The sequence below is a fragment of the Microbacterium sp. NPDC076895 genome (assembly GCF_040687115.1).
GTDB lineage: Bacteria > Actinomycetota > Actinomycetes > Actinomycetales > Microbacteriaceae > Microbacterium.
In genome coordinates this window covers 114,013-134,372 of record NZ_JBFBMQ010000006.1, presented here as the reverse complement: position 1 = coordinate 134,372, position 20,360 = coordinate 114,013, and the positions used below count along the sequence as shown (strand labels likewise).

The following is a 20,360-nucleotide window of genomic DNA, read 5'->3' as shown; positions in this document are numbered from 1 at the left end:
TCACGACTTACGGATCTTCTGCGCCAGCTTCGGAGCGCGGACGCCCAGCTCGCGGCAGACCTCGAGAAGGAGATCGCTGCGCTGACAAAGCGACGTAGCTTCGGCCTCGTCTTCGAGCGGCACCAGCCTGAGGCTGTAGAGCTTCCCGGTCAGCCCGTGCGACGCACGTCGAAGGTGCGTGTGCTGCCACAGCGCGGAGACACCGTCAAGGGCGATCAGCGCTTGTGGCGCGTTGAGTCGCTGGACGTCGAGGACGGCGCTCGCATCGCGCGTCTGGTCGAGGCAAACAGCGATGCTCCGGAGAGCGTAACCGCCGCCGTGGATGATCTCGTCGTCGTCGCGGAATTCGAAGACAAGATCTATCCCGGCTTGGTCGAGACCGGCCGCGTTGAGAACGGCGGCGATAAGCCGTTCCACACTGTCATCAACGCAGAGAACTTCCACGCGCTCGAGATGCTGACGTACACCCACCGCGGCAAAATCGACGCGATCTACATCGACCCGCCGTACAACACAGGTGCGCGTGACTGGAAGTACAACAACGACTACGTCGAGGGTGACGATCACTATCGCCACTCGAAGTGGCTCGCGTTCATGGAGCGACGGCTGCTCGTCGCGAAGGAGCTCCTGAATCCGGATGACTCGGTACTCATTGTCACCATCGATGAGAAGGAGTATCTGCGACTGGGTCTCTTGCTTGAGCAGACGTTTCCTGAAGCACGCATCCAGATGCTCGCCGCCACCATCAACCCCCGCGCCGGAGTCGCGCGGCCTGATGCATTCACCCGTGTCGAAGAGTACGTATACGTCGCACAGTTCGGTGGCTCCTCTCCTGCCATCGCAGGTCTAGCCGGAGATGCGGCGGACGACAGCAAGCCAGCGCCGATTTGGTTCTCCTTGATGCGAACTGGATCGAACAGTTCGCGACAGGCGCGCCCGAACTTGTTCTACCCGGTGTGGGTAGATCAAGGAGGTCGCCTCGCAGCCGTCGGGGAGACAATCCCCATTGACGTCGATCGAGAGACTGTCGCGCCACCGGCTCCGGGTCTGTCGCCAGTGTGGCCGATCCGACCCAACGGCGATGAGAACACCTGGCAAGTTGGCGCGTCAACTCTGCGTCGCGCATTTGCCGATGGAACCGCACGACTCAGCATCGGCCGCGAGAAGGTGACCGTCAATTATCTGAGGAACGCAGAAAAGAGGCGTATCGAACTTGGTGAGATCGATGTTCTCGGGAAGGACAAGGACGGAGCGTTAATGCTCCGACATGCTGCAGGCGCGGTTCGACGCACCCAAGCGAAGACGTTGTGGAACAGTCCCGGCCACGACGCTGGACTGTACGGATCCTCGTACATCAGGGACTTCCTGCAGGGTCGTCGGTTTCCCTTCCCAAAGTCACTCTATCTAGTAGAAGACACGCTCCGATTCTTTGTCCTGAACAAGCGCGATGCGGTCGTGCTGGACTTTTTCTCGGGCTCCGGGACCACAGCACATGCGGTGATGAGGCTCAACCATCAAGATGGCGGTCGTCGCCAGTGCATCTCAGTCACGAACAACGAAGTCAGCGCAGATGAGCAGTCCAAGCTCCGTAAGCAGGGACTCCGACCTGGTGACTTTGAGTGGGAGCAGTGGGGAATCTGCGACTACATCACCAAGCCAAGGATCCGCGCCGCGATCACCGGAAGGACTCCCGGCGGGGAACCGATCAAGGGCGACTACAAGTTCACTGACGAGTTCCCAATGGCGGACGGATTCGCCGAGAACGCGGCGTTCTTCACGCTGACTTATGAGACACCACTCTCGATCCGGCACAACCGTGCGTTCGAACGCATCGCGCCAATGCTGTGGCTGCGGGCAGGATCGATCGGCAGGATCATCAACGATCTCGGTGATCGAGGGTGGGACGTGTCCGACGTCTACGCGGTTCTCGAGGACATCGACTCCTCAGATGCTTTCCTGGAAGCCGTGCGCGGCGCCGAGACAGTACGAACGGTATTCGTGGTGACCGACAACGATGCGGCGTTCCAGATGGTATGCCGTGAACTGCCGAGCGAACTTCATGTCATCCAGCTCTACGAGTCGTACCTGCAGAACTTCGAGATTAATCAGGGCCGGGGGTTCTGATGCGCTACACCCTCAAGGACTACCAGGCTGATGCCGTCGGCGCAGTGTTGCGCAACCTGGAGCAGGCCAAGGACATGTACCACCGGTACGGTTCACGGTCGCAGTTCTCGCTCTCGGCTGTCACTGGCGCGGGGAAGACTGTCATGGCGGCTGCGGTCATCGAGGCGCTCATCTTCGGTTCCGACGAGTTTGACTTCCCCGCAGATCCCGGGGCCGTCGTGCTGTGGTTCTCTGATGATCCGGCGTTGAACGAGCAGTCACGGGACCGCATCCGAGCCGCCGCGAGTGAACTCGACTGGCGCTTGAAGCTGATCACCAACGATTTCCGCGAACCGATCTTCGAGCGGGGCAACGTCTACTTCCTCAACACTCAGAAGTTGAGCAAGAGCTCGAACCTGGTGAAGGGTGCGGGAGCTCGGCTGGAGCCGGAGAACATGCTCGCGAGCATGGAACCCCGTCCCGACGACGTGCAGTCGAACATCTACGACACGATCATCAACACGATCGAGGACAAGGAACGGACGCTGTACCTCGTGCTCGACGAGGCGCATCGAGGCATGAAGCCGCAGCGCGACCGGGCGACGATCGTGCAGCGACTCATCAACGGTCAAGGTCTCGTCCCGGCCATTCCGGTCGTCCTCGGCATCTCCGCTACGGTCGAGCGATTCGAAACCGCGATGAAGTCGGTCACGGGCCGCACCGCCCTGCCCAGCGTCCAGGTCGACAGTGCGCTGGTCCAGGCATCCGGGCTCCTCAAGGACGACATCGTTCTGTCGATTCCCGCCGAAGCCGGCGCATTCGATACGGCCCTTCTGCGCCGGGCCGTTGAGAAGACCAAGGCAGCGACGACCGAGTGGAACGCCTACACGATCGAGCAGGGCGAAGCCAACCCGGTCGTTCCGTTGCTCGTGGTACAGATGGCCGACAAGCCGAGCGACGACGTGCTCGTTCGCACCCTGGATACGATCTTCGAAGCGTGGCCTGAGCTCGGTGGCGAAGGCGTTGCCAACGTCTTCGGGGAGCATCAGGACCTGCAGATCAGCGGCTACGCCGTCCCCTACATCGAGCCGCAGCGAGTGCAGGACTCCACGCACGTGCGCGTGCTGCTCGCAAAGTCCGCGATCTCCACCGGCTGGGACTGCCCACGTGCTGAAGTGCTCGTCTCCTTCAGGCCGGGGACCGATCCAACCCACATCACGCAGCTGCTCGGGCGAATGATCCGCACACCTCTTGCACGACGCATCCCCGGAAATGAGCTGCTGAACTCCGTCGACTGCATGCTGCCGTACTTCGACCGCGAGACCGCCAAGCGCGTTGCCGAGATGCTCATGCAAGGGGCTACGGCGAAAGACGACGAGGGCGAGAGTGGCGGTGGCGAAGGCCGGCGCGTGTTGTTCGACCCGGTCCCGCTGCTGCCGAACGCGACGCTCCCACAGGAGGTGTGGGAGAAGTTCGAGTCGCTGCCGACGGTGACAATTCCGAAGCAGCGTTCGAAGCCGATCAAGCGGTTCACGGCACTCGCGGCAGCGCTGACGAAAGACAAGGTCGTCGACCAAGCTGTGAAGCGAGCCAACGACGAGATCTGCCGCGTTGTAGAGTCGCGTGCGACGCAATACAAGGAACAGGTCGACGCAGCACGCCAGGACGTGCTGACCCTGTCAGGTGAAGAGCTTCGTACACGCCTCGGCGGCGGGCAGTTCGTCAGCTCGTCATTCGAACTCACCGCCGACACCCGCGCAATCATCGAGGCGTACAAGCTGGCGAGCCGCAGCCTGAGTCCTGCCCTCTGTTCGGCCTACGTGGACTACCTGGTACCTGACGACGCCATCGAGGACGACCTCCTCGAGGCGTACATCGAGGTGGCTGCGATCGGTCTGGTTCCTGATGTCGTGCAAAGCGTCGAGGCCGAAGCGGATCGGCTCGCGCAGAAGTGGCTCACCGACACGCGCGTCGACCGGAAGAACCTCTCCGACGAGCAACAGGCGGAGTACGACCGCCTCGAGGGTATGTCCACCGAACCGGAGCGGGTAAGTCTGGTCAGTCCGAAGACCGGACAGGCAGAGACGAAGCTGCGCGAGGCTGACGGCACTGAGACGCTGCTGCCGGTGAACACCGCTCACCTGATGGTGGCCGAAGACGGCACCTTCCCTCTTGACCTCAACAAGTGGGAGACCGATGTCCTGAACGCAGAGTCGAAGCGCAACGGTTTCGTTGCGTGGTGGCGAAACCCCGACCGTGCCGTGAAGGAGTCGCTGGCGATCGCGTACACGGACGCATCCCAGAAGTGGAAGGCCCTGCGCCCTGACTTCATCTTCTTCGCTCAAGGGCAGAACGGTATCGTCGTCGACCTCGTAGATCCGCACGGGCACCACCTGGCCGACGCTATGCCGAAGCTTCGCGGGCTGGCTCAGTTCACGGAGGCCTTCGGTTCTGAGTTCCGTCGCATCGAGTCGGTCGCCGAGACGAACGGGGCGTACCGGGTACTCGATCTCAAGCGCGATCAGGTGCGTGAGGCGATCAGGACGACGCATGACGCGAAGGCGCTATACGAGTCCGATCTCGCGAGCGACTACCTGTAAGCGTCATGGCGACTCAGCTCAGCGCGCATCAGGCCAAGTTCTACGCTCATCAGCTCGAGCGCTCCTACGCGTCCGATCATGTCGGCAAGCTCGCAGGCCTGCTTTTCGACGCACAGGTCGAGCCGAAGCCGCACCAGATTGATGCTGCGCTGTTCGCATTGCAGGCGTCAACGTCGAGGGGCGTGGTGCTCGCGGACGAAGTCGGTCTGGGCAAGACGATCGAGGCCGGGATCGTTCTGTGCCAGTACTGGGCTGAGCGGAAACGCCGGATTCTGATCATCGCGCCGTCATCTCTGCGTCAGCAGTGGCAGCAGGAGCTCGACGAGAAGTTCGCGATTCCGTCCAGACTGCTCGATGCAAAGTCCAAGGATGAGCTGCTCGCTCCGCGCCCGGGTCTGCCGGCGCACGTACTCATCTGCTCCTACGAGTTCGCCCAGCGCAACACGGAGGACCTATATCGGCACTGGGATCTGATCGTTGCTGACGAGGCGCACCGTCTGCGCTCGTACTGGAAGGGCAACGCAAAGATCGCCGATGCCGTCGCCACGGTCATGAGCTCGGCCACCAAATCGCTCCTGCTCACAGCGACACCACTTCAGAATCGTCTCGAAGAGCTATTCGGCCTCGTGTCGGTGTTCGAGCCGGACTTCTTCCACTCGATCGAAGGGTTCAAGGAGCGGTACGTCGACCGCCCTGATGACTACGGCAATGACGACCTGGCGATGCGAATCTCTCACATCGCCAAACGCACCCTCCGGCGGGACGCGCAGAAATACATCCGATTCACCGAGCGTATGCCGATGACGTTCGGATTCATGCCCTCGGCCGCCGAGCTAGACCTCTATGACAAGGTGAACGCGTACCTGCAACGGCCGGTTCTATACGCCTTCGCGAGCTCACAGCGCCACCTTTCAGCGTTGATTCTGCGCAAGCGCCTGGGATCCTCCACGTACGCCGTCGCATCCACACTCGAAGCCATCGCGAACCGGCTCGAGAGCGAGCTTCGTTCCGGGCACCGTCGTGACAATCGGGGCGCGCTCATCGATGACGACATGACGGACGAGGAAGTCGAGGCCGCTGACGCCGCGCCGATCGGCGTCACTGATTCTCTCACTCTCGAAAGCCGACGCCGAGAAGCATCCGCCGAGGTGGAGGAACTGCGCGGATACGCGGCGCTGGCACGGTCGATCACGGTCAACCAGAAGGCCGTCAAGCTCCTCGACGCACTCGATCAAGGATTCAAGAAGCTCGCTGAGATCGGTGCGCCGAAGAAGGCCATCATCTTCACCGACTCGACGAAAACGCAGGAGTATCTTGCAACCGCACTGCGCGAGGCCGGCCGCGGTGACGGTCTCGTACTGTTCAACGGCAGCAACAGCTCACCGAAATCCACGCGGATCTACCAAGACTGGCTGAAGAAGAACCAGGGATCAGACCTCGTGACCGGTATCCCGGCTGCCGATCGCCGGAAGTCGCTTGTCGACGAGTTCCGCGAGCGTGGCACCATCATGATCGCAACCGAAGCAGCAGCTGAGGGCATCAATCTGCAGTTCTGCTCCATGCTGGTGAACTACGACCTTCCGTGGAACCCGCAACGCGTGGAGCAGCGCATCGGACGAGTGCACCGCTACGGGCAAGAGCACAACGTCATCGTGGTCAACTTCTCCAATCAAGGCAACCTTGCCGAGGAACGCATCCTCGAGCTCCTTACCGAGAAGTTCAACCTCTTCACGTCCGTCTTCGGGGCATCTGATGAGGTGCTCGGAACCATCGAGGACGGTCTCGACTTTGAGAAGTCAATTGCCGGCATCCTCGAACGGTGCAAGACCGCGGCGGAGATCAACGCTGCATTCGACGAGCTCGAGAGCCAGTACGCAGCTGAGATCAACGACGAGATGCAGAGGGCGCGAGCGCGCGTCTTCGACAATCTCGACCCCAATGTTCAAGACAAGCTCAAGAACTACGACGCTCAGACAGATGTCATCCTCAATGCCTTCGAGCGGCTATTGATCAAGGTCACCAGGCATGAACTCGACACGTTCGCCGAGTTCGACGACGACGAACGAACGTTCACGCTGCTGCACGCTCCTGAAGGCGGCATCCCGACGGGTCGCTACTTCTTCAAGTCCACCCCGATCCCGGGCGCGCATCAGTATCGCTACAACAGCGACCTTGGTCAGTTCGTGATCAGGGCGGCACTCGGCGAGAACACACCAGTGCGTGAGCTGATCTTCTCCGTCGGCGCCTCGGAGCGCGCGTCTGCAGATGCGCGCGCGCTCTCGGGCAGCAGCGGCATCCTGACTGTCGACCTCCTCACCTTCGAGATCAACGCAGGCAACGACACCATCGTCGAGTCCTATCTGCTTGCAGCGGGGCTGACGGATGATGGTGCGGCGCTCGATGCCGAGCAAGTCGAGCACATTCTCGATCTCGCGTGCGTCGAGAACAACGAGGCGACGATGCCCAACACCGCGGGACTGAAGCCCGCGCTCGATGCGCAGGCGGCGGCGTTCACGGGTGAAGTGCAGACCCGAACCGCGCGTTTCAGCATTGAGCAGGGCGACCTCGTCGAATCTCGGCTCAAAGACCACAAAGCGAAGTACGACGCCGAAGCCCGCAAGCTCGAACGAGCGCGAGATGAGCTCAACGCGCGCGAACGCCGGGCTGATGACCTCACGGAGCGCCTCAGGCTACGGAAGGAAGCGCAGAGGCTCTCGCGTCGAGCCGATGACCTCTACAGCGACTATCGCGAGGAGAGAGACCGTCTGCGCGACAAGGCCGATGAGTACCTCGGCATGCTCGAGGACGCCCTGGGCGGGACCGAGCGTCGCGAGCACGTATTCACGATCCGGTGGGCCGTTCGTGATTGAGATCGGCGCGTGAGTCCGTCTATGGGGAGCCGGCCGCAGCAAACTGCGATCCAACGTGCAATTTCACAGGAGGCGCATCTCTCGCGTGCGCTACTGGGCGCGGGAACCACCTCCATACGCCTATCTTCGTCGGGCGATCCAGGACGGATGTACGAGGCGTTCTTCGGCCTCGCGCACGGAATCGAGCGGATCGGAAAGCTGATCCTCGTAGCCGATCACTACGCGCGGACCGGTGTGTTCATGGCACCGGGAGAGGTCGAGCGCTACCGTCACGACCTTAAGCGTCTGGTACGAGCCGTCGAGGGCGTAGCCACCGCCAATGGTCTCACGCTCGACGACGCACCCTCAACGGACGCGGGTTCGAAGGCGGTCGTCAGGTTCCTCACGAAGTTTGCAGAGACCGACCGCTACTTCAACCTCAATCGCCTCGCGCAGGGCGACAGTGTGACGATTGACGATCCGATCGCCAGGTGGGTGAGCTTGGTTCGAGCCGAGGCGCCGCCGCGACGGAGATCTCCTGCGAGGGAGCGGCAGGAGGCCATGAATCTCTCGCTCGCGCGACACCTGGACGAGAACGTGCCGCTGGCGATCTTGGACTTCACGTCGTTGAGCGGCGCGGCTCTCAACTCGTATGAGGCGATGACGGCACAGACGCAACTTGATGAGCGGGTGGCTGTCGAAGGGATGCTCCTCGCGATCCGACCGATTCGATTCTTGTCTCGAACGATCGCGACGTTCGACTACGCGCGCGGACTCCCTGTGTTCACCGAATTCTTCGACGACTGGATGATGCCAGACTCGCATCTTCGGCGCCGGCGGCGTTTTCCACTCCATCGATCGTGAGAGTGAGTCTCCCGGCGCGCGAGATTTCTGTTACCGCTGCGTTACTGCAACCCCTCCCCCGGACATGACGAAGGCCCCGCCTCCCCAGTGTTTTCTAGGGGAGTCGGGGCCTTCGTTCTGGCGGTGACGGTGGGATTTGAACCCACGGTGCGCTTGCACGCACACACGACTTCCAATCGTGCTCCTTAGGCCGCTCAGACACGTCACCAGAACAGCCTCTCCATCGTACCCGATGCCCCTCTGGCGCCCCGACCAGCGCCGGGAGTTCAGGCTGTGAGGGCGTACCGGGAGTTGCCGGCGAGCCGGGGCGTCCGAGCGGGGTCGATCCACGCGGGAGGGATGATCCAGACCCGTCCTGCCGGGCCAGTGCTCTCGATCTCGATCTCCCATCCGTCGTCATGAACGCGATGGTGACAGCCGGTGCACAGGAGCACGCCGTTCTCGAGATCTGTCTGACCCGTATCTCGTTCCCACCACTTCGCGTGATGAACAATGCACCACCCGGGCGGAACACCGCAGAAGATGCATCCGCCGTCTCTTCCTGCGAGCGCAAGCTTCTGGGCGGGAGTGAACAAACGCTTCAGCCTTCCCCAGTCGAGAATCTCGCTCTCGCCGCCCAGCACACACGGGATGACTTGGGCGTCGGCCGCGAGCCGGCGGACGGCTCCTGCCGAGACCGGCTGGTCAAGGCCGTCGATCGTGGCAGCCCCAATCCCGCTCTGCAGTTCCTCAAGGCTCATTCGCACGACAACGGTGGTTGCGGGGCCGGTGGGGACGCGGTCACAACTCAGTCCGTGCCGACACAGGTCGGCCAGCGCGTCAGCGGCGAGCTGCTTCACGGATCGCAGGTCGCGCTCGTCGATGGCTGCATGCTCATTGCGGCGCAAGACCTGGGTGACCATCGCTTCGATCGCGGTCTTCACGGGCGCCGCGGTCTCGGCATCGAACTTTGCCGTGAGTGTCACCATGCCGTCGCGTTCCTGGATGACGAGAGAGCGCTGCGCCCTGGCATCCTCGTGCCGCGGTTCCACACCATCGGGATCGAGGTGAGCTTCGACGCGCGCGAGGAGCTTGGAGAGTTCGTCTGGCCGCATTCCTGGCGCGAGCTCAACGAGGTGCCGTTCGGCTTCGTCGATACGCGCGGCGTCTGCGCGGAGGGCCAGCCGGTCGAGGAGGGTCAGGATCGCCGCCGCCGGCGTCACGCCGAGGTCCCCCCGGGCGACAGACGCCGCCACGTACTGCCGCTTCGCGGGCAACGGATCACCCGTGAGCGTCATGCGGGGCGCGGTGGCCTCGCCGACCTGGACGATGCGCAAAGCCTCACCGATGCCGGTGCCGCTCGTGGTGGAAATCAGCGCGGCAGGCGAGGCAAACCCTTGACGCTTGGCGAAAGACTGCTTGCCGAGCTCACGCCGCGACTGACGAGCGATCTCGGCGGCAACCGGCGCGAATGCTGCATCCACGCGCCGCCGCAGCGCACCGTAAGCCTTGTTCACGGCAACGAGCTCAGCTGCAGTCAGCGACTCCGGCGACCGTTCGGCGCCGGCAGCAGCGAGCGCTTCCAGCGCTTCCGCGATGCCCACGAGCGAGTTCGTCATGCCTCGACATTAGAACATACCTCCGACATTCATCCCGGCGGTCGCCCCCTCCGTCGAGACCTGACGTCAGTCCTTCGCCTCGCGCGGCGGGTTGTGCATGAACTCGATACGGATGCCGTTCTCATCCTCGAGAAAGGATGCGTAGTACCGGGGCGTGAAGCGCGGATACCGCTTGGGATCGCGGACCGCGCCCCAGCCGGAAGCCACCGCCACCGCGTGCAGTCGGTCCACCTCTGCGCGCGAGCCGACCGCGAACGCGAGGTGCTGCCAGCCGACCCTGCCATGCTCGTGCGGACCGCTCCCGGGGTCACGAGCGGGATAGAAGATGAGTTCCGTCTCGCCCGGTCTCGTCCAGAACACTGTGGACCCGGCATCCGTGCGAACGTAGCCGAGCTCGGTGAGCACCGGCTCGAATCGGTCAGCAGTCGCCGCGACGTCGGCGACCGAGATACCCAGATGATTGACGAGCGGCAACGTCACGCCTGCCGGAGGATCTTCGGCATCGCCTTGCCCTTGGCCAGTTCGTCGATCAGCTTGTCGAGGTATCGGATCTTCTGCATCAGCGGATCCTCGATCTCCTCCACACGAACGCCGCAGACAACCCCGGTGATCGCCGAGACGCGCGGGTTGAGGTCGGCACCCGCGAAGAACTCCTCGAACGTCGTGCTCTCGTCGAGGTGTCGCGCCAGAGCGTCGTCATCGAAGCCCGTGAGCCAGGCGATGATCTCGTCGACCTCGCCCTTCGTTCGCCCCTTGCGTTCGGCCTTCGCGATGTAGAGCGGGTAGACCGACGCGAAGCTCGTGGTGAAGATCCGGTGCGCCATGATCCGAGGGTACGCGCCGGGCCTATCGGCGTCCCGAGGCAAACACCACCGGAACACCGAGCCACTCTCCAAGGTCGCGAATCTCGGCATCCACCATCTCGCGCTCCTCGTCATCGAACGGGATCAGCTCGTGGACGGCCGAGACGACGAGGTTCTCTTTCTTCTTGTCGAGTTCGGCATCCAGCAGCGCCGAGAAACGGTCACCGATGAGGATCGGATGCACGAAGTAGCCGTACACGCGTTGGGCTTTGGGCTTGAACTGCTCGAGGATGAAGTCGAAATCGAACAGTTCGGCAAGGCGCGGGCGGTCGAAGAGCATCCGGTCGTACGGGTTGAGGATCGCGACGCGGCCCCCGGGGTCGTCGTCGAGGGCGGCGATCGCCTCGGGGTCAACGCGCCACTTCCACGCGCTCCCCTCGATCTCCGCCGGCTCCCCCGCCATGCCGACGTCGCTCCAGGGCGACTTCTGGCGCGCGATCCCGGCAGCTTGAAGGCGTCGCTGCTGCATCCGCTCTTCGGCTTCCTCGGGCGTTAAGGATCCGTCATCCGGACCGTACAACCGCTCTGCCAGGTCCCACACTCGCTGCCGGTTCTCGCGTCGGACCACTGCCACCTCGCCGATGACCGAGAGCAGCTCGAGCATCCGTGGCACCTGGTTCGATCCGTACCAGCCGCTCTCGTTGCTGCGCTGCACCACGCTGGTGTCAGGGATCTCGGATGCCAGCAGCGGCCCCTCGGCGCGTAGGCGGGCAAGCACATCCTTGCGAAAGGTGGCGTTTGCCTCGAGGTACTCGCGAGATGCGGCGCGCAGCTGCCGGGCACGCATCAGCGGCACCATGTAGGGCATCAGGCTGGAGGCGAAGAACCGCCCGTCGAATTCGAACAGCAGACGATCGTCTTCAACGGCCTTCTTCAGCTGACCTGGCTCATAGCCCCACCCGATTCGGCTCCAGAATGCGGTCTGTTCCGCGGGAGCAATGGTTGCGGTCGGGTCGATCTTGATGCTCCCGAGTTGCTCGGCGACCTCGACGACGTCGCCGGGACGATCGGCATCCAGCAACTGCGCACGCACGGCGATCCGGCGCGCTTCGTCCCGCGTGAGGCGATGCATTCCGCGAGCGTACCGCGCAGCCCCGACACGCGCCCGACGTGTCAGTGGGCTCCGAGAACCATGTACTTCTCGGGCGCGCGCACGCCTTCGAATCCGAACTGGGCGTACAGTCCGTGCGCGTCGGCGGTCGCCAGCATGACACGGCGGACGCCGAGCGGTTCGACGTCCGCGACGATCCCGGCCATGAGCGCCTTTCCGATGCCCCGGCCTCGGGCATCCGGAGAGACGAAGACATCGCACAGCCAGGCGAAAGTCGCGCCGTCCGTCACGATCCGTGCGTAGCCCAACTGCGCACCAGTCTCGGAGTCATAGATCCCGTAATTGCGGGAGTTCTCGATCGCGGCATCCTGCTGCTCGCGGCTGCGTCCTCGCGCCCAATACGACAGTTCACTCAGCCAGCGGTGAACCGTGACCCGATCGACACGGCGCGGGTCAGCCGAGAATTCGTATGCAGGCATGGGGATATTCTTCCCGAGAAGATCCGCCGGTCACGTCGCTGAGCGCGAGCTGGTCACCGCGACGGCTGCGTGATCGAGGCGAGCCGCCAGACCGCCCACATGGCGCCGGCGCCGGCAACGGCGAACACGCCGAAGCTCCACAGCGGCGCTCCGACTGCCTCGCCGAGCACGGTGATGCCGAGGATGACAGCAATGAAGGGGTCGACGATCGTGAGCCCCGCGACAACTGTCTGCGGGTTGCTCACGGTATGGGCTGTCTGCACGAAGTAGATCGACAGCGCGCCGGCAACCGCGATCCCGACAAGGCAGGCGATCGTCAGCAGGTTTGTGTCGTCGATGCTGAAGTCCTGAGAGGCCCAGGCGGTCTGGACGCGCAGGATGACGGTCTTGCCGAGGGTTGCGACGAATCCTGCGAACAGCCCGCCGAGCACGACGTAGGCAACGGGAGGGATGCCGCGCCGCCGCAGCCAAGCGAGTGCTGCGAAGGTCGCGGCAAGAACGACGAGCAGGATGATGAGGATCAGGATGAGCTCACGGTCGGTGATCGTCGTCTGCACGCTGACGGCGGCGGCCACTCCGACGAACGCGGCAAGGCTCACCACGGCGACCGCGATCGCCACGATTTCGGGGCGGCGAGGCGGGCGGCGCGTGACGACCGCGGTGAGCGCAGAAGCGAAAACGAGCGCGATCACTCCCACCGGCTGGACGACGATAAGCGGGGCGAAAGCGAGAGCAGCCAGTTGCGCGAGAATGGCCAGCCCGAACAGCACAGACCCGAGGAGCCAAACGGGCGTCCTCGCGAGGGCCCAGAAACCCGCGACACCGAGGCGCCGTGAGCCCCCACCGCTGGCCCGTTCGACCCCGACCGATTGGAGGTGGTTTCCGACAGTGAGCAGCGCCGCCGACAGCACCGCAAGCGCGATACCGATGATCGGAAACGAACTCAGCTCCATGTGGATCCCCCGGTGTCTCGCCGTGTCACCTGGCGCTCAGGCTATCCGACAGCCCAGGATCTGAGAGGCGCTGATCATTCGGATGCCGAGGCCGGCGCGAGCAGGCTTCGCTCGGTGAGCACGCCGTCGTGGATCTCGAGCACGCGATCCGCGCGCGCCACGATCGATGGATCGTGGGTCGAGAGAAGCACAGCGACGCCGTCGTCATGCGCGACCGAGGCGATCAGGTCGATCATCGCCTCGGCAGTGTGTGAGTCGAGTTGGCCTGTCGGCTCATCGGCCAGCAGCACGCGCGGCGACGCCGCCAGTGCTCGCGCGATCGCGACGCGCTGACGCTGCCCCCCAGAGAGTTCTGCCGGGCGCTGCGCAGCGTGGCCTGCGAGACCGACACGCTCCAGGAGTGCGCTGACGCGCTCATCGCGCGCGCGGGGTTCAGCCCGGGCGATCCGAAGCGGAATCTCGACGTTCTCCGCGGCAGTGAGCGCATCGAGCAGCCCGAACGACTGGAAGATGAACGCGATATCGTCGCGCCTCACCCTGTCGAGGTCGCGCTCCGGGGCACCCGTGACCACCGTCTCTCCGACACGAACTGATCCGCTCGACGCCGACTCGATGCCACCGAGGACGTGCAGGAGGGTCGTCTTTCCTGCGCCCGAGGGTCCGATGAGCACGACAAGCTCCCCTGGGTACAGCTCGAGGGAGGCGCGCACGAGCGCATGCACCTCGCCAGCCGGTGTGACGTGGGTCACCGAGATGTCGGATGCCGTGACCACCGGCTCCACCGAACGCTCACTCATCCGCAGCCTCGTCTCGTCTCGTCGCCGCTCCACCCGAGTCCGGTACCGCGGATCCCTCGTGGCCTGGTCGGACAGCTACATGGTCGGCCTGAAGCTGCAGACGCACCCGGTCTCGCAGGCCGAGGTTCGTCAGGTAGTCCGCCGGTAGCTGCATCCGACCGACCCGGTCGAGCACGACGAACTCTTCGGCCATCGCGTGTTCGCGTCCTTCATCGTCGGTATGCGTCCAGCGCAGCACCTCCGTCGCGGTGCGACCGTCACGGATCTGCACCGTGCGCTGGACATGCTCCGAGACCGCGGGGTCGTGCGTCACGATCAGGGCGGTCGTGCCTAACTCGGCGTTGACGCGCTCGAAGGTCCGCAGAACCTCCACCGATGCCTCCTCGTCGAGATCGCCGGTCGGCTCGTCGGCCAGGAGCACACGAGGCTCGTTGACCAACGCAACCGCGATCGCGACGCGCTGCTGCTGTCCACCGGAGAGCTCTGCCGGGTGTCGATCGGCCAGGTGGGTCGCCCCGACAAGATCCAGCATCTGCAGCGCCCGCTCCTTCGCCCGGGGCCGGCGTCCGATGGCGGCAGCCAGCTCGACGTTCTCGAGGCCAGAAAGGTACGGAAGCAGGTTTCGGGCCGTCTGTTGCCACACGAATCCGACCACATCACGCCGGTACGCGACGCGATCGCGCCTCGTCAACGACGGCAGGTCACGGCCCGCGACGACAGCCTTGCCTGCCGTCGGCGTATCGAGTCCCGACAGAATCGCCAGCAGCGTCGACTTCCCCGATCCCGAGGCCCCAACCAACGCGACAAGCTCGCCGCGACTGACGAGAAGGTCGAGTCCTTGCAGGGCCTGCACCTCGATGTCGGCGACCGTGAAGATCCGCACGAGTCCTTCGCAGTGGATGTCGGCTTCAGCCGAGGGTGCTGGTGTCATCTCAGTCCTCCCCCGTTCGCAGCACTGTCGCCGTCGACGTCGCGCGGGCGCTCAACACACCACCGAGGACGGCGAGAGCGAGAGCTGCCAGCACGATCGCGACGAGCGTAGCGCTCAGGACGGGATCGATGAAGAGCGAGGGCTGGGCGCCCCCGCCGGTGAACGGACGCAGATCGATTGAGAACACGATCAGAAGGGGCAGCAGGACGCCGAGAACTCCGCCTGCCACGAGCGCGGTGACTCCCAGCGGAACGAACTCCCACGCCACGATGCCGCGGGTTGCGCGCCGCCCCATTCCCATCGTGCGGAGCAGCGCGATGACGCGGGAACGCGCATCGCGAGTCACGCCTGCCACGACGAGGACGGCGACAGCCGAAAGCCCAATCGCGATACCGACCGCGCTGAGTAACGCGATCCGCAGAGCCGTGACCGCGGGGGAACTGCGGATCTCATCGGTCGAGGCATCCAACAGACTCACCGAGAATGTCCCCCCGAGGATCTGGCCGACCTGATCGACCACCGGGGCGGTGTCGTACCCGGGCGCGAGGTCGAGCAGTATCGTCCGCGGGAAGAAGCCCTTGCCGGTAAGAGCCGTGTAGTCCTCGGCTCCGACGACCACGAACTCCGAAGACGCAGTGAGGCCCAAGATCTCGTTGATCGATGCGGCTCCCACAACAGAGACTCCCGAGACATCGGTGACGGCCCCACCCAGTTCGGCAGCCAGCGCTGTCGAGGGCACGACCTGCATCGGAACCTCCGCCTCAGCGACACCTGTGGGAAAGGCTCCCATCATCCCGTCTTGCACTGCGGCGAGCGCCGTCGTGTCAGTGGCGATGACCTCGGCAGTGACGCGTCCTCCGGGTCCGGCTACCGGCAGGTAGTCACCCCGCAGCAGACCCGCGGCCGCTGTAACACCATCGATGCGCCCCAGCGCGGCGAGCTGGTCGCCGTCCACGTAGGGTCCCGAGATCTGGATGTCCGCACCGACCGTGCGTTGAGCCGCGACGACGGCTCCTCTGTCGACCGTGGCCAGCACAACAGAGGAAAAGACGGCGATCGCGACCGCCACGAGCATCGCGAGCACAGCCGCGGTGCCGGCGACCGGCTCACGTACGGCTCGCGCGGCCCCAACGAGCCCCGTGACTCCCCGGCGACGCCGTTGCACGCGCAACGCAAGCGCCAGGGGGATCGGATGCAGCCGCACGACAACCAACGCGAGCGCTACCGTCAGCAGCAGCGGCGCAGCGACCGCGAGCGGGTCGAGGGCACCGGTGCCTGCCCCGCGTACGAGTAAGACGGTTACGGATGCCGCGGCGAGCACCACGACCAGGACCTGCGCAACCACCACGGTCAGCGTGCGACGCCGACGATCCAGGTCTTCGCGGCCCACGATCAGAAGATCTCGAGGAAGGGCGAGAGCGAGCGCCGCGGCCGGAACTGCACCCGCAAGGACAGCAAGCAAGACGGGCATCCAGCCAGCATCCGCGGGAGTGAGAACGACGCCGAGCCCCGCGGCGATGATGCTCACGGGAACCCCGAGGAGCACTCCCTCAAGAGCGAGCAGGCGGCGCAACTGCGATGGCGGGACGCCTCGTGCAGCCAGCAGTGCCAGCTGCTGACGACGCCGACGAACCATGAGCGCCGCCGCGAGCACCTCGAGCGAGAAGGCCACGACGACCGGACCGACCGCTGCGACCATGAGGATCGCGCGCGTAGCTTCGGTGCGCCCGATGGCGGTGCCGAGCGCGGTGACCAATCCGGACTCCAGCGAGACGCGGACATCACCGGCTGGACCGAGCGGCAGGGGCGAGGCGACGATCGCGCGAATCGCCGGAAGCAGCTGTGGGACGTCGACCTCGGCGGCGCCGTCGGCATTGACGGGGTACCACACGACCACCGTTCCGGGCGGGTCCAACGCGTCCCAGGTCCCGGGATCTATCCACGCGGCGGAGGTTGCCACGGGTCGCCGATTCCCGTCGTCGAAGACGGTTGCCGTGAGCGCCGTTGGCAGATGGAGCCAGCGCGGGTCGTCCGGATCGGTTGCTCGAACGGTTGCCGTCAATACCACCTCGAGCGGTGCGGTCGCGGTGAGAATCGTGCGCCGCTCTCCGATCGGCCAGTCCATGGTGCCGGCAGCGTCTTCGCTGAGCGCGATCTGCAGCGTCCCGCTCCCCAACCACTCCTGCGGCCACGAGCCGTTGACAACCTGCAGGTGTGCGAGGGCATCCGGCTCAGCCATGAACTGGACGTCGGCTAAGGGCGAGGTCGGCGCCAGAAGGTCGGGGGTCGCCCGCAGCGGATCCGTGTATACAGCGACCTGGCCGTCACCCACGAGGCCCTGAACGATCGACGGCCACTGATCGCTCGCGCCCGACAGTGACGATTCCAGGCCCAGGATGCCGCCCTCGGGCACGACTGCCGACACCGTCCCCGTCAGGTCTCGCGTAGTCGGGGCGAGCTGACCGACCTGGTGAGCAACCTCGTCCCGGGTGACCTGGACCAGCAAGCGCGGCGCTGCGGAGATGAGCAGCGCCGTCATCGCAGCAAGAACGACGATGACCGTTGCAGCCCCACGGGGCACACCGAAGCGACGCCGCAGCAGGCGGAGAACCAAAAGGCGATCCGGCCGCATCCGTCACTCGTCCTCTCGGACCAGTCGCGCGAGCGCTCTCGGAAGACGCACCCACCAGGCAATGGCGAGTCCACCGACCAGCAGCACCGCCAGCAGCGCGAGCAGGGTGGGACCATCGACCTGGATGCCGACGGGATAGGCAGCGGGAAGGTTACCGGATGCCCACCTCACCGCCGCAGGTACCGTCACTACTGCCGTTACCGCGCCCCCGATGATCCCGGCAACGAAACCGACGACAAGGGCTGTCGTGTTCTGCGCTGCCACCACCGTGGTCGCACCACGCCTGCCAGCGCCGACAATGGCCAGCAGCGCCGCCTCACGAGCATCGGTCCCGCTGACTCCACCGCGCAGGACGAGCAGCGTCAGGGCGATGAGGACGGACCCGATCGCCGATACCTGAAGAACCGATCCCTGCCCGACCCGGTCTGCGGCGACAGCCGGATCGGGAGTGAGCACGACGACCTGCGGGTAGTCCCGTTCGATCAGAGCGGCTGATGCACTGGGGTCGTCGGAGGCAAGCCAGAGTTGATTGGGTTCGACCGACTCCCCCGACACAACGGTCAGACGCGCGAGGTCTACGACAAAACCCCGCGAGCCCGGGGTTCCCGGGATCACGGGGACCACGCCGGCGATCACCATGTCAGCCGTGAGCGTGGGCGAGGAGGCGTCGAGGGCGAGGGAGTCGCCCTCGACGAGTCCCAGATCGTCGGCGACGTCTTGCGACACCAGGGCCGGAACCCGTCCAGCATCCGCAGGCCGACTGAGGCGTTCGAACCAATCGCCCGGATCGACGACACCGGGGATCTCCGTCATCACCTGAGAGAGCTTGTCGGATTCCAGAGCCAGGATCGGGACCCGGTCACGATCTGAGCGCGTCGAAGGCATACTCGCAACCAGTTGGCGGCCTTCCATCGCGGCCTCTGCCCGGGCTGCGTCCGCGATAGCCGAGGGCGCAACGTCGACGGGGATCGTCACGACCCGAAGGTCTGAGCCCACTCGCAGGGATTCGGGCCCGTCTCCGAGCCCGTCAGCGCTGGAGATGTAGGCGGCTGCCACGACGCTCATCCCCACGGCAATGGCGACAGCGACCATCGACGCAGCGGAGCGGCCAGGACGGCGAGAGAGTCGCCGCAGTGCCGTGACGACGATGAGGCCACGCTTCCTGGCAACGGCCCGACTCAGCATCCGGAGCACGGAAAGAGCGAGAACTGTCGATGCCGCGGCAACGACGAGCAGGAGCAGGGACGGGGCCAGGAACGAGAGGGGGTCCACACCGAAAGTCAGCAGGCGCCAGGTCGCCACCCCCGTGATGATGGCGATGACAACGATCACAGCGATGGCTACCGCGACGGCCCTCGTCGGCGGATTCTCGCGCCCGGCAAGCACACCGGCACTCACCGAGGTGCCGACGATGATCATCGCAACACCCGTAGCTGTCAGGGCGATCTGCGGAACGGTCGTCGTCAGGGCCCACACCAGCAGACCCGCTCCGAGAGCACCGGCAACGCTTGACACCGTCGTGACGACGGCGGTTTCGACTACTGCCATCGTCACCAGCCAGCGCGGCGCCATGCCGCGGGCCAGCAGCAGTCTCGTCTCGCCGGCGCGTGACCGCGTGACCTCGACCGTCGAAAGCACGACCGCCAGGGCGATCGATAGGGCGAGCAGCCCGACCGCGACCGCTGCGACTCCGCCAGACCCGCCCGTCGTGAGCCCGTCCGCCGTCGCGCGGTCGACCCGGGCGGCGTCCACGGTGGTCGCAGCAGCGACCACCGTGCCTGATAGTCCCGCGAAAACTGCCATCGCGACAAGCGACGCGCGTGCCGATGCGGCGCGGCGGAACGCGAAACGGATGACTCCGCTCACGTGCGCCTGCTCCGCATCCTGGCACTCTAGCCGAGGGTCAGAGTGCCGAGAACACCGCCGGGAGCGGTGCGTCAGTCACCCGTCAGCGCACGGTTCGCCATCCGGAAGGTCGTACGGCTGCGATGGATGAGTGAACAAGCGAGCATGGACCTGGGGCGCCATCGGCGCCGCAATCGTCATCGGAGCCGTGGTGGGATCGGAGCTGATCGTCCGGGCGAACATCGACACGAGGATTGACACCGCCACCTCCGGATTCACCGTCGAGGGGCTCTCTGTCTCCTCTGGTCCGACGCCGGCGATATGGCAAGCGCTCACCGGTCGCGTGGATCTGCAGGTCATGGTCGACAGCAGTGCCGTGGCGGCGATGGCCGCATGCCGGTTCGATACCCCCGTCGACGTCCGGATCGAGCCGACTGGCCTGTCTGTGACGGTCGAGATGCCGTACCGCGGAAGGACGATCCCGACCACGATCGGCTTTCTGCCCTCATCCACTCCCGACGGATGGAAGCTCGTGCCGAGCTCCGTCACCGTCGCCGGATTCGAGGTACCACCGGCCATGCTCTCACGGGCAGGTGACGCAGTGCCCGCAGCTCTCATCGACGGGATCGAGCTCCCGAGTGACCCGGACGCGATAGCCGTGACGACGGTATCCCTGGCACAGGACGAGCTGACGCTCTCCGTAACGGCTCCGGCTTCGGCATCCGGCGCGAGTGGTCTTGCCGGACCGCTGGCCGGGTGCGCGGACTGAATCGTCAGCTTTCCGTCAGGTTCGCC

General features: G+C 65.0%; 16 protein-coding genes and 1 tRNA gene. 5 read left to right on the top strand and 12 right to left on the bottom strand.

The genetic code is table 11. The features are described from left to right. On the bottom strand, positions 1-417 hold the full coding sequence (locus AB0O89_RS07215) for a hypothetical protein (protein ID WP_363495640.1): 417 nt from the start codon (positions 415-417) through the stop codon (positions 1-3). Here AB0O89_RS07215 and AB0O89_RS07210 point away from each other — a divergent pair. The 4 genes from AB0O89_RS07210 (at position 370) to AB0O89_RS07195 (ending at position 8,416) form a co-directional block, all read left to right on the top strand. After that, the gene (locus tag AB0O89_RS07210) at positions 370-2,124 is read left to right on the top strand and encodes a DNA methyltransferase (RefSeq protein WP_363495637.1); all 1,755 of its coding nucleotides are present in this window, start codon (positions 370-372) and stop codon (positions 2,122-2,124) included. The two genes, AB0O89_RS07215 and AB0O89_RS07210, sit on opposite strands and share 48 nt — an antisense overlap. After that, on the top strand, positions 2,124-4,703 hold the full coding sequence (locus AB0O89_RS07205) for a DEAD/DEAH box helicase family protein (RefSeq protein WP_363495634.1): 2,580 nt from the start codon (positions 2,124-2,126) through the stop codon (positions 4,701-4,703). The genes AB0O89_RS07210 and AB0O89_RS07205 overlap by 1 nt, the downstream gene beginning before the upstream one ends. 5 nt (positions 4,704-4,708) lie before the next feature. Next, positions 4,709-7,573 carry an SNF2-related protein gene (locus AB0O89_RS07200; RefSeq protein ID WP_363495631.1) on the top strand — a complete coding sequence of 955 codons (2,865 nt, stop codon included), beginning with the start codon at positions 4,709-4,711 and terminating at the stop codon, positions 7,571-7,573. Positions 7,574-7,720: 147 nt separating this feature from the next. Further along, a complete protein-coding gene (locus AB0O89_RS07195) occupies positions 7,721-8,416 on the top strand; it encodes a hypothetical protein (protein ID WP_363495628.1) in 696 nt (231 codons plus the stop codon). A gap of 118 nt (positions 8,417-8,534) precedes the next feature. Here AB0O89_RS07195 and AB0O89_RS07190 read toward each other — a convergent pair. The 11 genes from AB0O89_RS07190 to AB0O89_RS07140 all read right to left on the bottom strand — a co-directional run bounded on the left by AB0O89_RS07190 (position 8,535) and on the right by AB0O89_RS07140 (position 19,586). Next, a tRNA-Ser gene (locus AB0O89_RS07190) sits at positions 8,535-8,624 on the bottom strand. 58 nt (positions 8,625-8,682) lie between these two features. Beyond that, positions 8,683-10,014 (bottom strand): DUF222 domain-containing protein, encoded by a 1,332-nt coding sequence (locus AB0O89_RS07185; protein WP_363495626.1) that lies wholly within the window; start codon positions 10,012-10,014, stop codon positions 8,683-8,685. A 66-nt stretch (positions 10,015-10,080) separates the two neighbouring features. Continuing rightward, positions 10,081-10,494, bottom strand: a complete 414-nt coding sequence (locus AB0O89_RS07180) for a VOC family protein (protein ID WP_300591000.1) — start codon at positions 10,492-10,494, stop codon at positions 10,081-10,083. Continuing rightward, a complete protein-coding gene (locus tag AB0O89_RS07175) occupies positions 10,491-10,838 on the bottom strand; it encodes a DUF2200 domain-containing protein (protein WP_300590999.1) in 348 nt (115 codons plus the stop codon). Before AB0O89_RS07175 ends, AB0O89_RS07180 begins: the two co-directional genes overlap by 4 nt. A gap of 22 nt (positions 10,839-10,860) precedes the next feature. After that, positions 10,861-11,949 carry a crosslink repair DNA glycosylase YcaQ family protein gene (locus tag AB0O89_RS07170; RefSeq protein WP_300590998.1) on the bottom strand — a complete coding sequence of 363 codons (1,089 nt, stop codon included), beginning with the start codon at positions 11,947-11,949 and terminating at the stop codon, positions 10,861-10,863. A gap of 41 nt (positions 11,950-11,990) precedes the next feature. Further along, positions 11,991-12,407 (bottom strand): GNAT family N-acetyltransferase, encoded by a 417-nt coding sequence (locus tag AB0O89_RS07165; protein WP_300590997.1) that lies wholly within the window; start codon positions 12,405-12,407, stop codon positions 11,991-11,993. 53 nt (positions 12,408-12,460) lie between these two features. Next, positions 12,461-13,360 (bottom strand): DMT family transporter, encoded by a 900-nt coding sequence (locus tag AB0O89_RS07160; protein WP_300590996.1) that lies wholly within the window; start codon positions 13,358-13,360, stop codon positions 12,461-12,463. A 74-nt stretch (positions 13,361-13,434) separates the two neighbouring features. After that, the gene (locus AB0O89_RS07155) at positions 13,435-14,157 is read right to left on the bottom strand and encodes an ABC transporter ATP-binding protein (protein WP_363495620.1); all 723 of its coding nucleotides are present in this window, start codon (positions 14,155-14,157) and stop codon (positions 13,435-13,437) included. Next, the gene (locus tag AB0O89_RS07150) at positions 14,150-15,088 is read right to left on the bottom strand and encodes an ABC transporter ATP-binding protein (protein ID WP_363495617.1); all 939 of its coding nucleotides are present in this window, start codon (positions 15,086-15,088) and stop codon (positions 14,150-14,152) included. Before AB0O89_RS07150 ends, AB0O89_RS07155 begins: the two co-directional genes overlap by 8 nt. Before the next feature lies 1 nt (position 15,089). Beyond that, positions 15,090-17,720, bottom strand: a complete 2,631-nt coding sequence (locus AB0O89_RS07145) for an FtsX-like permease family protein (RefSeq protein ID WP_363495614.1) — start codon at positions 17,718-17,720, stop codon at positions 15,090-15,092. Positions 17,721-17,723: 3 nt separating this feature from the next. Further along, positions 17,724-19,586, bottom strand: coding sequence for a hypothetical protein (locus tag AB0O89_RS07140; protein WP_300590992.1), 1,863 nt, complete (start codon positions 19,584-19,586; stop codon positions 17,724-17,726). A 130-nt stretch (positions 19,587-19,716) separates the two neighbouring features. Here AB0O89_RS07140 and AB0O89_RS07135 point away from each other — a divergent pair, with 130 nt between their 5' ends. Next, entirely contained in the window at positions 19,717-20,334 is a 618-nt protein-coding gene (locus tag AB0O89_RS07135; RefSeq protein WP_300590991.1) for a hypothetical protein, read from the top strand. Positions 20,335-20,360 lie beyond the last annotated feature (26 nt).

What these genes read in the sequence shown, in the direction of transcription:
- AB0O89_RS07205 (WP_363495634.1), top strand. Translation starts at nt 2,124, where the DNA reads ATGCGCTACACCCTCAAGGACTACCAGGCTGATGCCGTCGGCGCAGTG.
- AB0O89_RS07200 (WP_363495631.1), top strand. Translation starts at nt 4,709, where the DNA reads ATGGCGACTCAGCTCAGCGCGCATCAGGCCAAGTTCTACGCTCATCAG.
- AB0O89_RS07195 (WP_363495628.1), top strand. Translation starts at nt 7,721, where the DNA reads ATGTACGAGGCGTTCTTCGGCCTCGCGCACGGAATCGAGCGGATCGGA.
- AB0O89_RS07185 (WP_363495626.1), bottom strand. Translation starts at nt 10,014, where the DNA reads ATGACGAACTCGCTCGTGGGCATCGCGGAAGCGCTGGAAGCGCTCGCT.
- AB0O89_RS07175 (WP_300590999.1), bottom strand. Translation starts at nt 10,838, where the DNA reads ATGGCGCACCGGATCTTCACCACGAGCTTCGCGTCGGTCTACCCGCTC.
- AB0O89_RS07170 (WP_300590998.1), bottom strand. Translation starts at nt 11,949, where the DNA reads ATGCATCGCCTCACGCGGGACGAAGCGCGCCGGATCGCCGTGCGTGCG.
- AB0O89_RS07165 (WP_300590997.1), bottom strand. Translation starts at nt 12,407, where the DNA reads ATGCCTGCATACGAATTCTCGGCTGACCCGCGCCGTGTCGATCGGGTC.
- AB0O89_RS07160 (WP_300590996.1), bottom strand. Translation starts at nt 13,360, where the DNA reads ATGGAGCTGAGTTCGTTTCCGATCATCGGTATCGCGCTTGCGGTGCTG.
- AB0O89_RS07155 (WP_363495620.1), bottom strand. Translation starts at nt 14,157, where the DNA reads ATGAGTGAGCGTTCGGTGGAGCCGGTGGTCACGGCATCCGACATCTCG.
- AB0O89_RS07150 (WP_363495617.1), bottom strand. Translation starts at nt 15,088, where the DNA reads ATGACACCAGCACCCTCGGCTGAAGCCGACATCCACTGCGAAGGACTC.
- AB0O89_RS07145 (WP_363495614.1), bottom strand. Translation starts at nt 17,720, where the DNA reads ATGCGGCCGGATCGCCTTTTGGTTCTCCGCCTGCTGCGGCGTCGCTTC.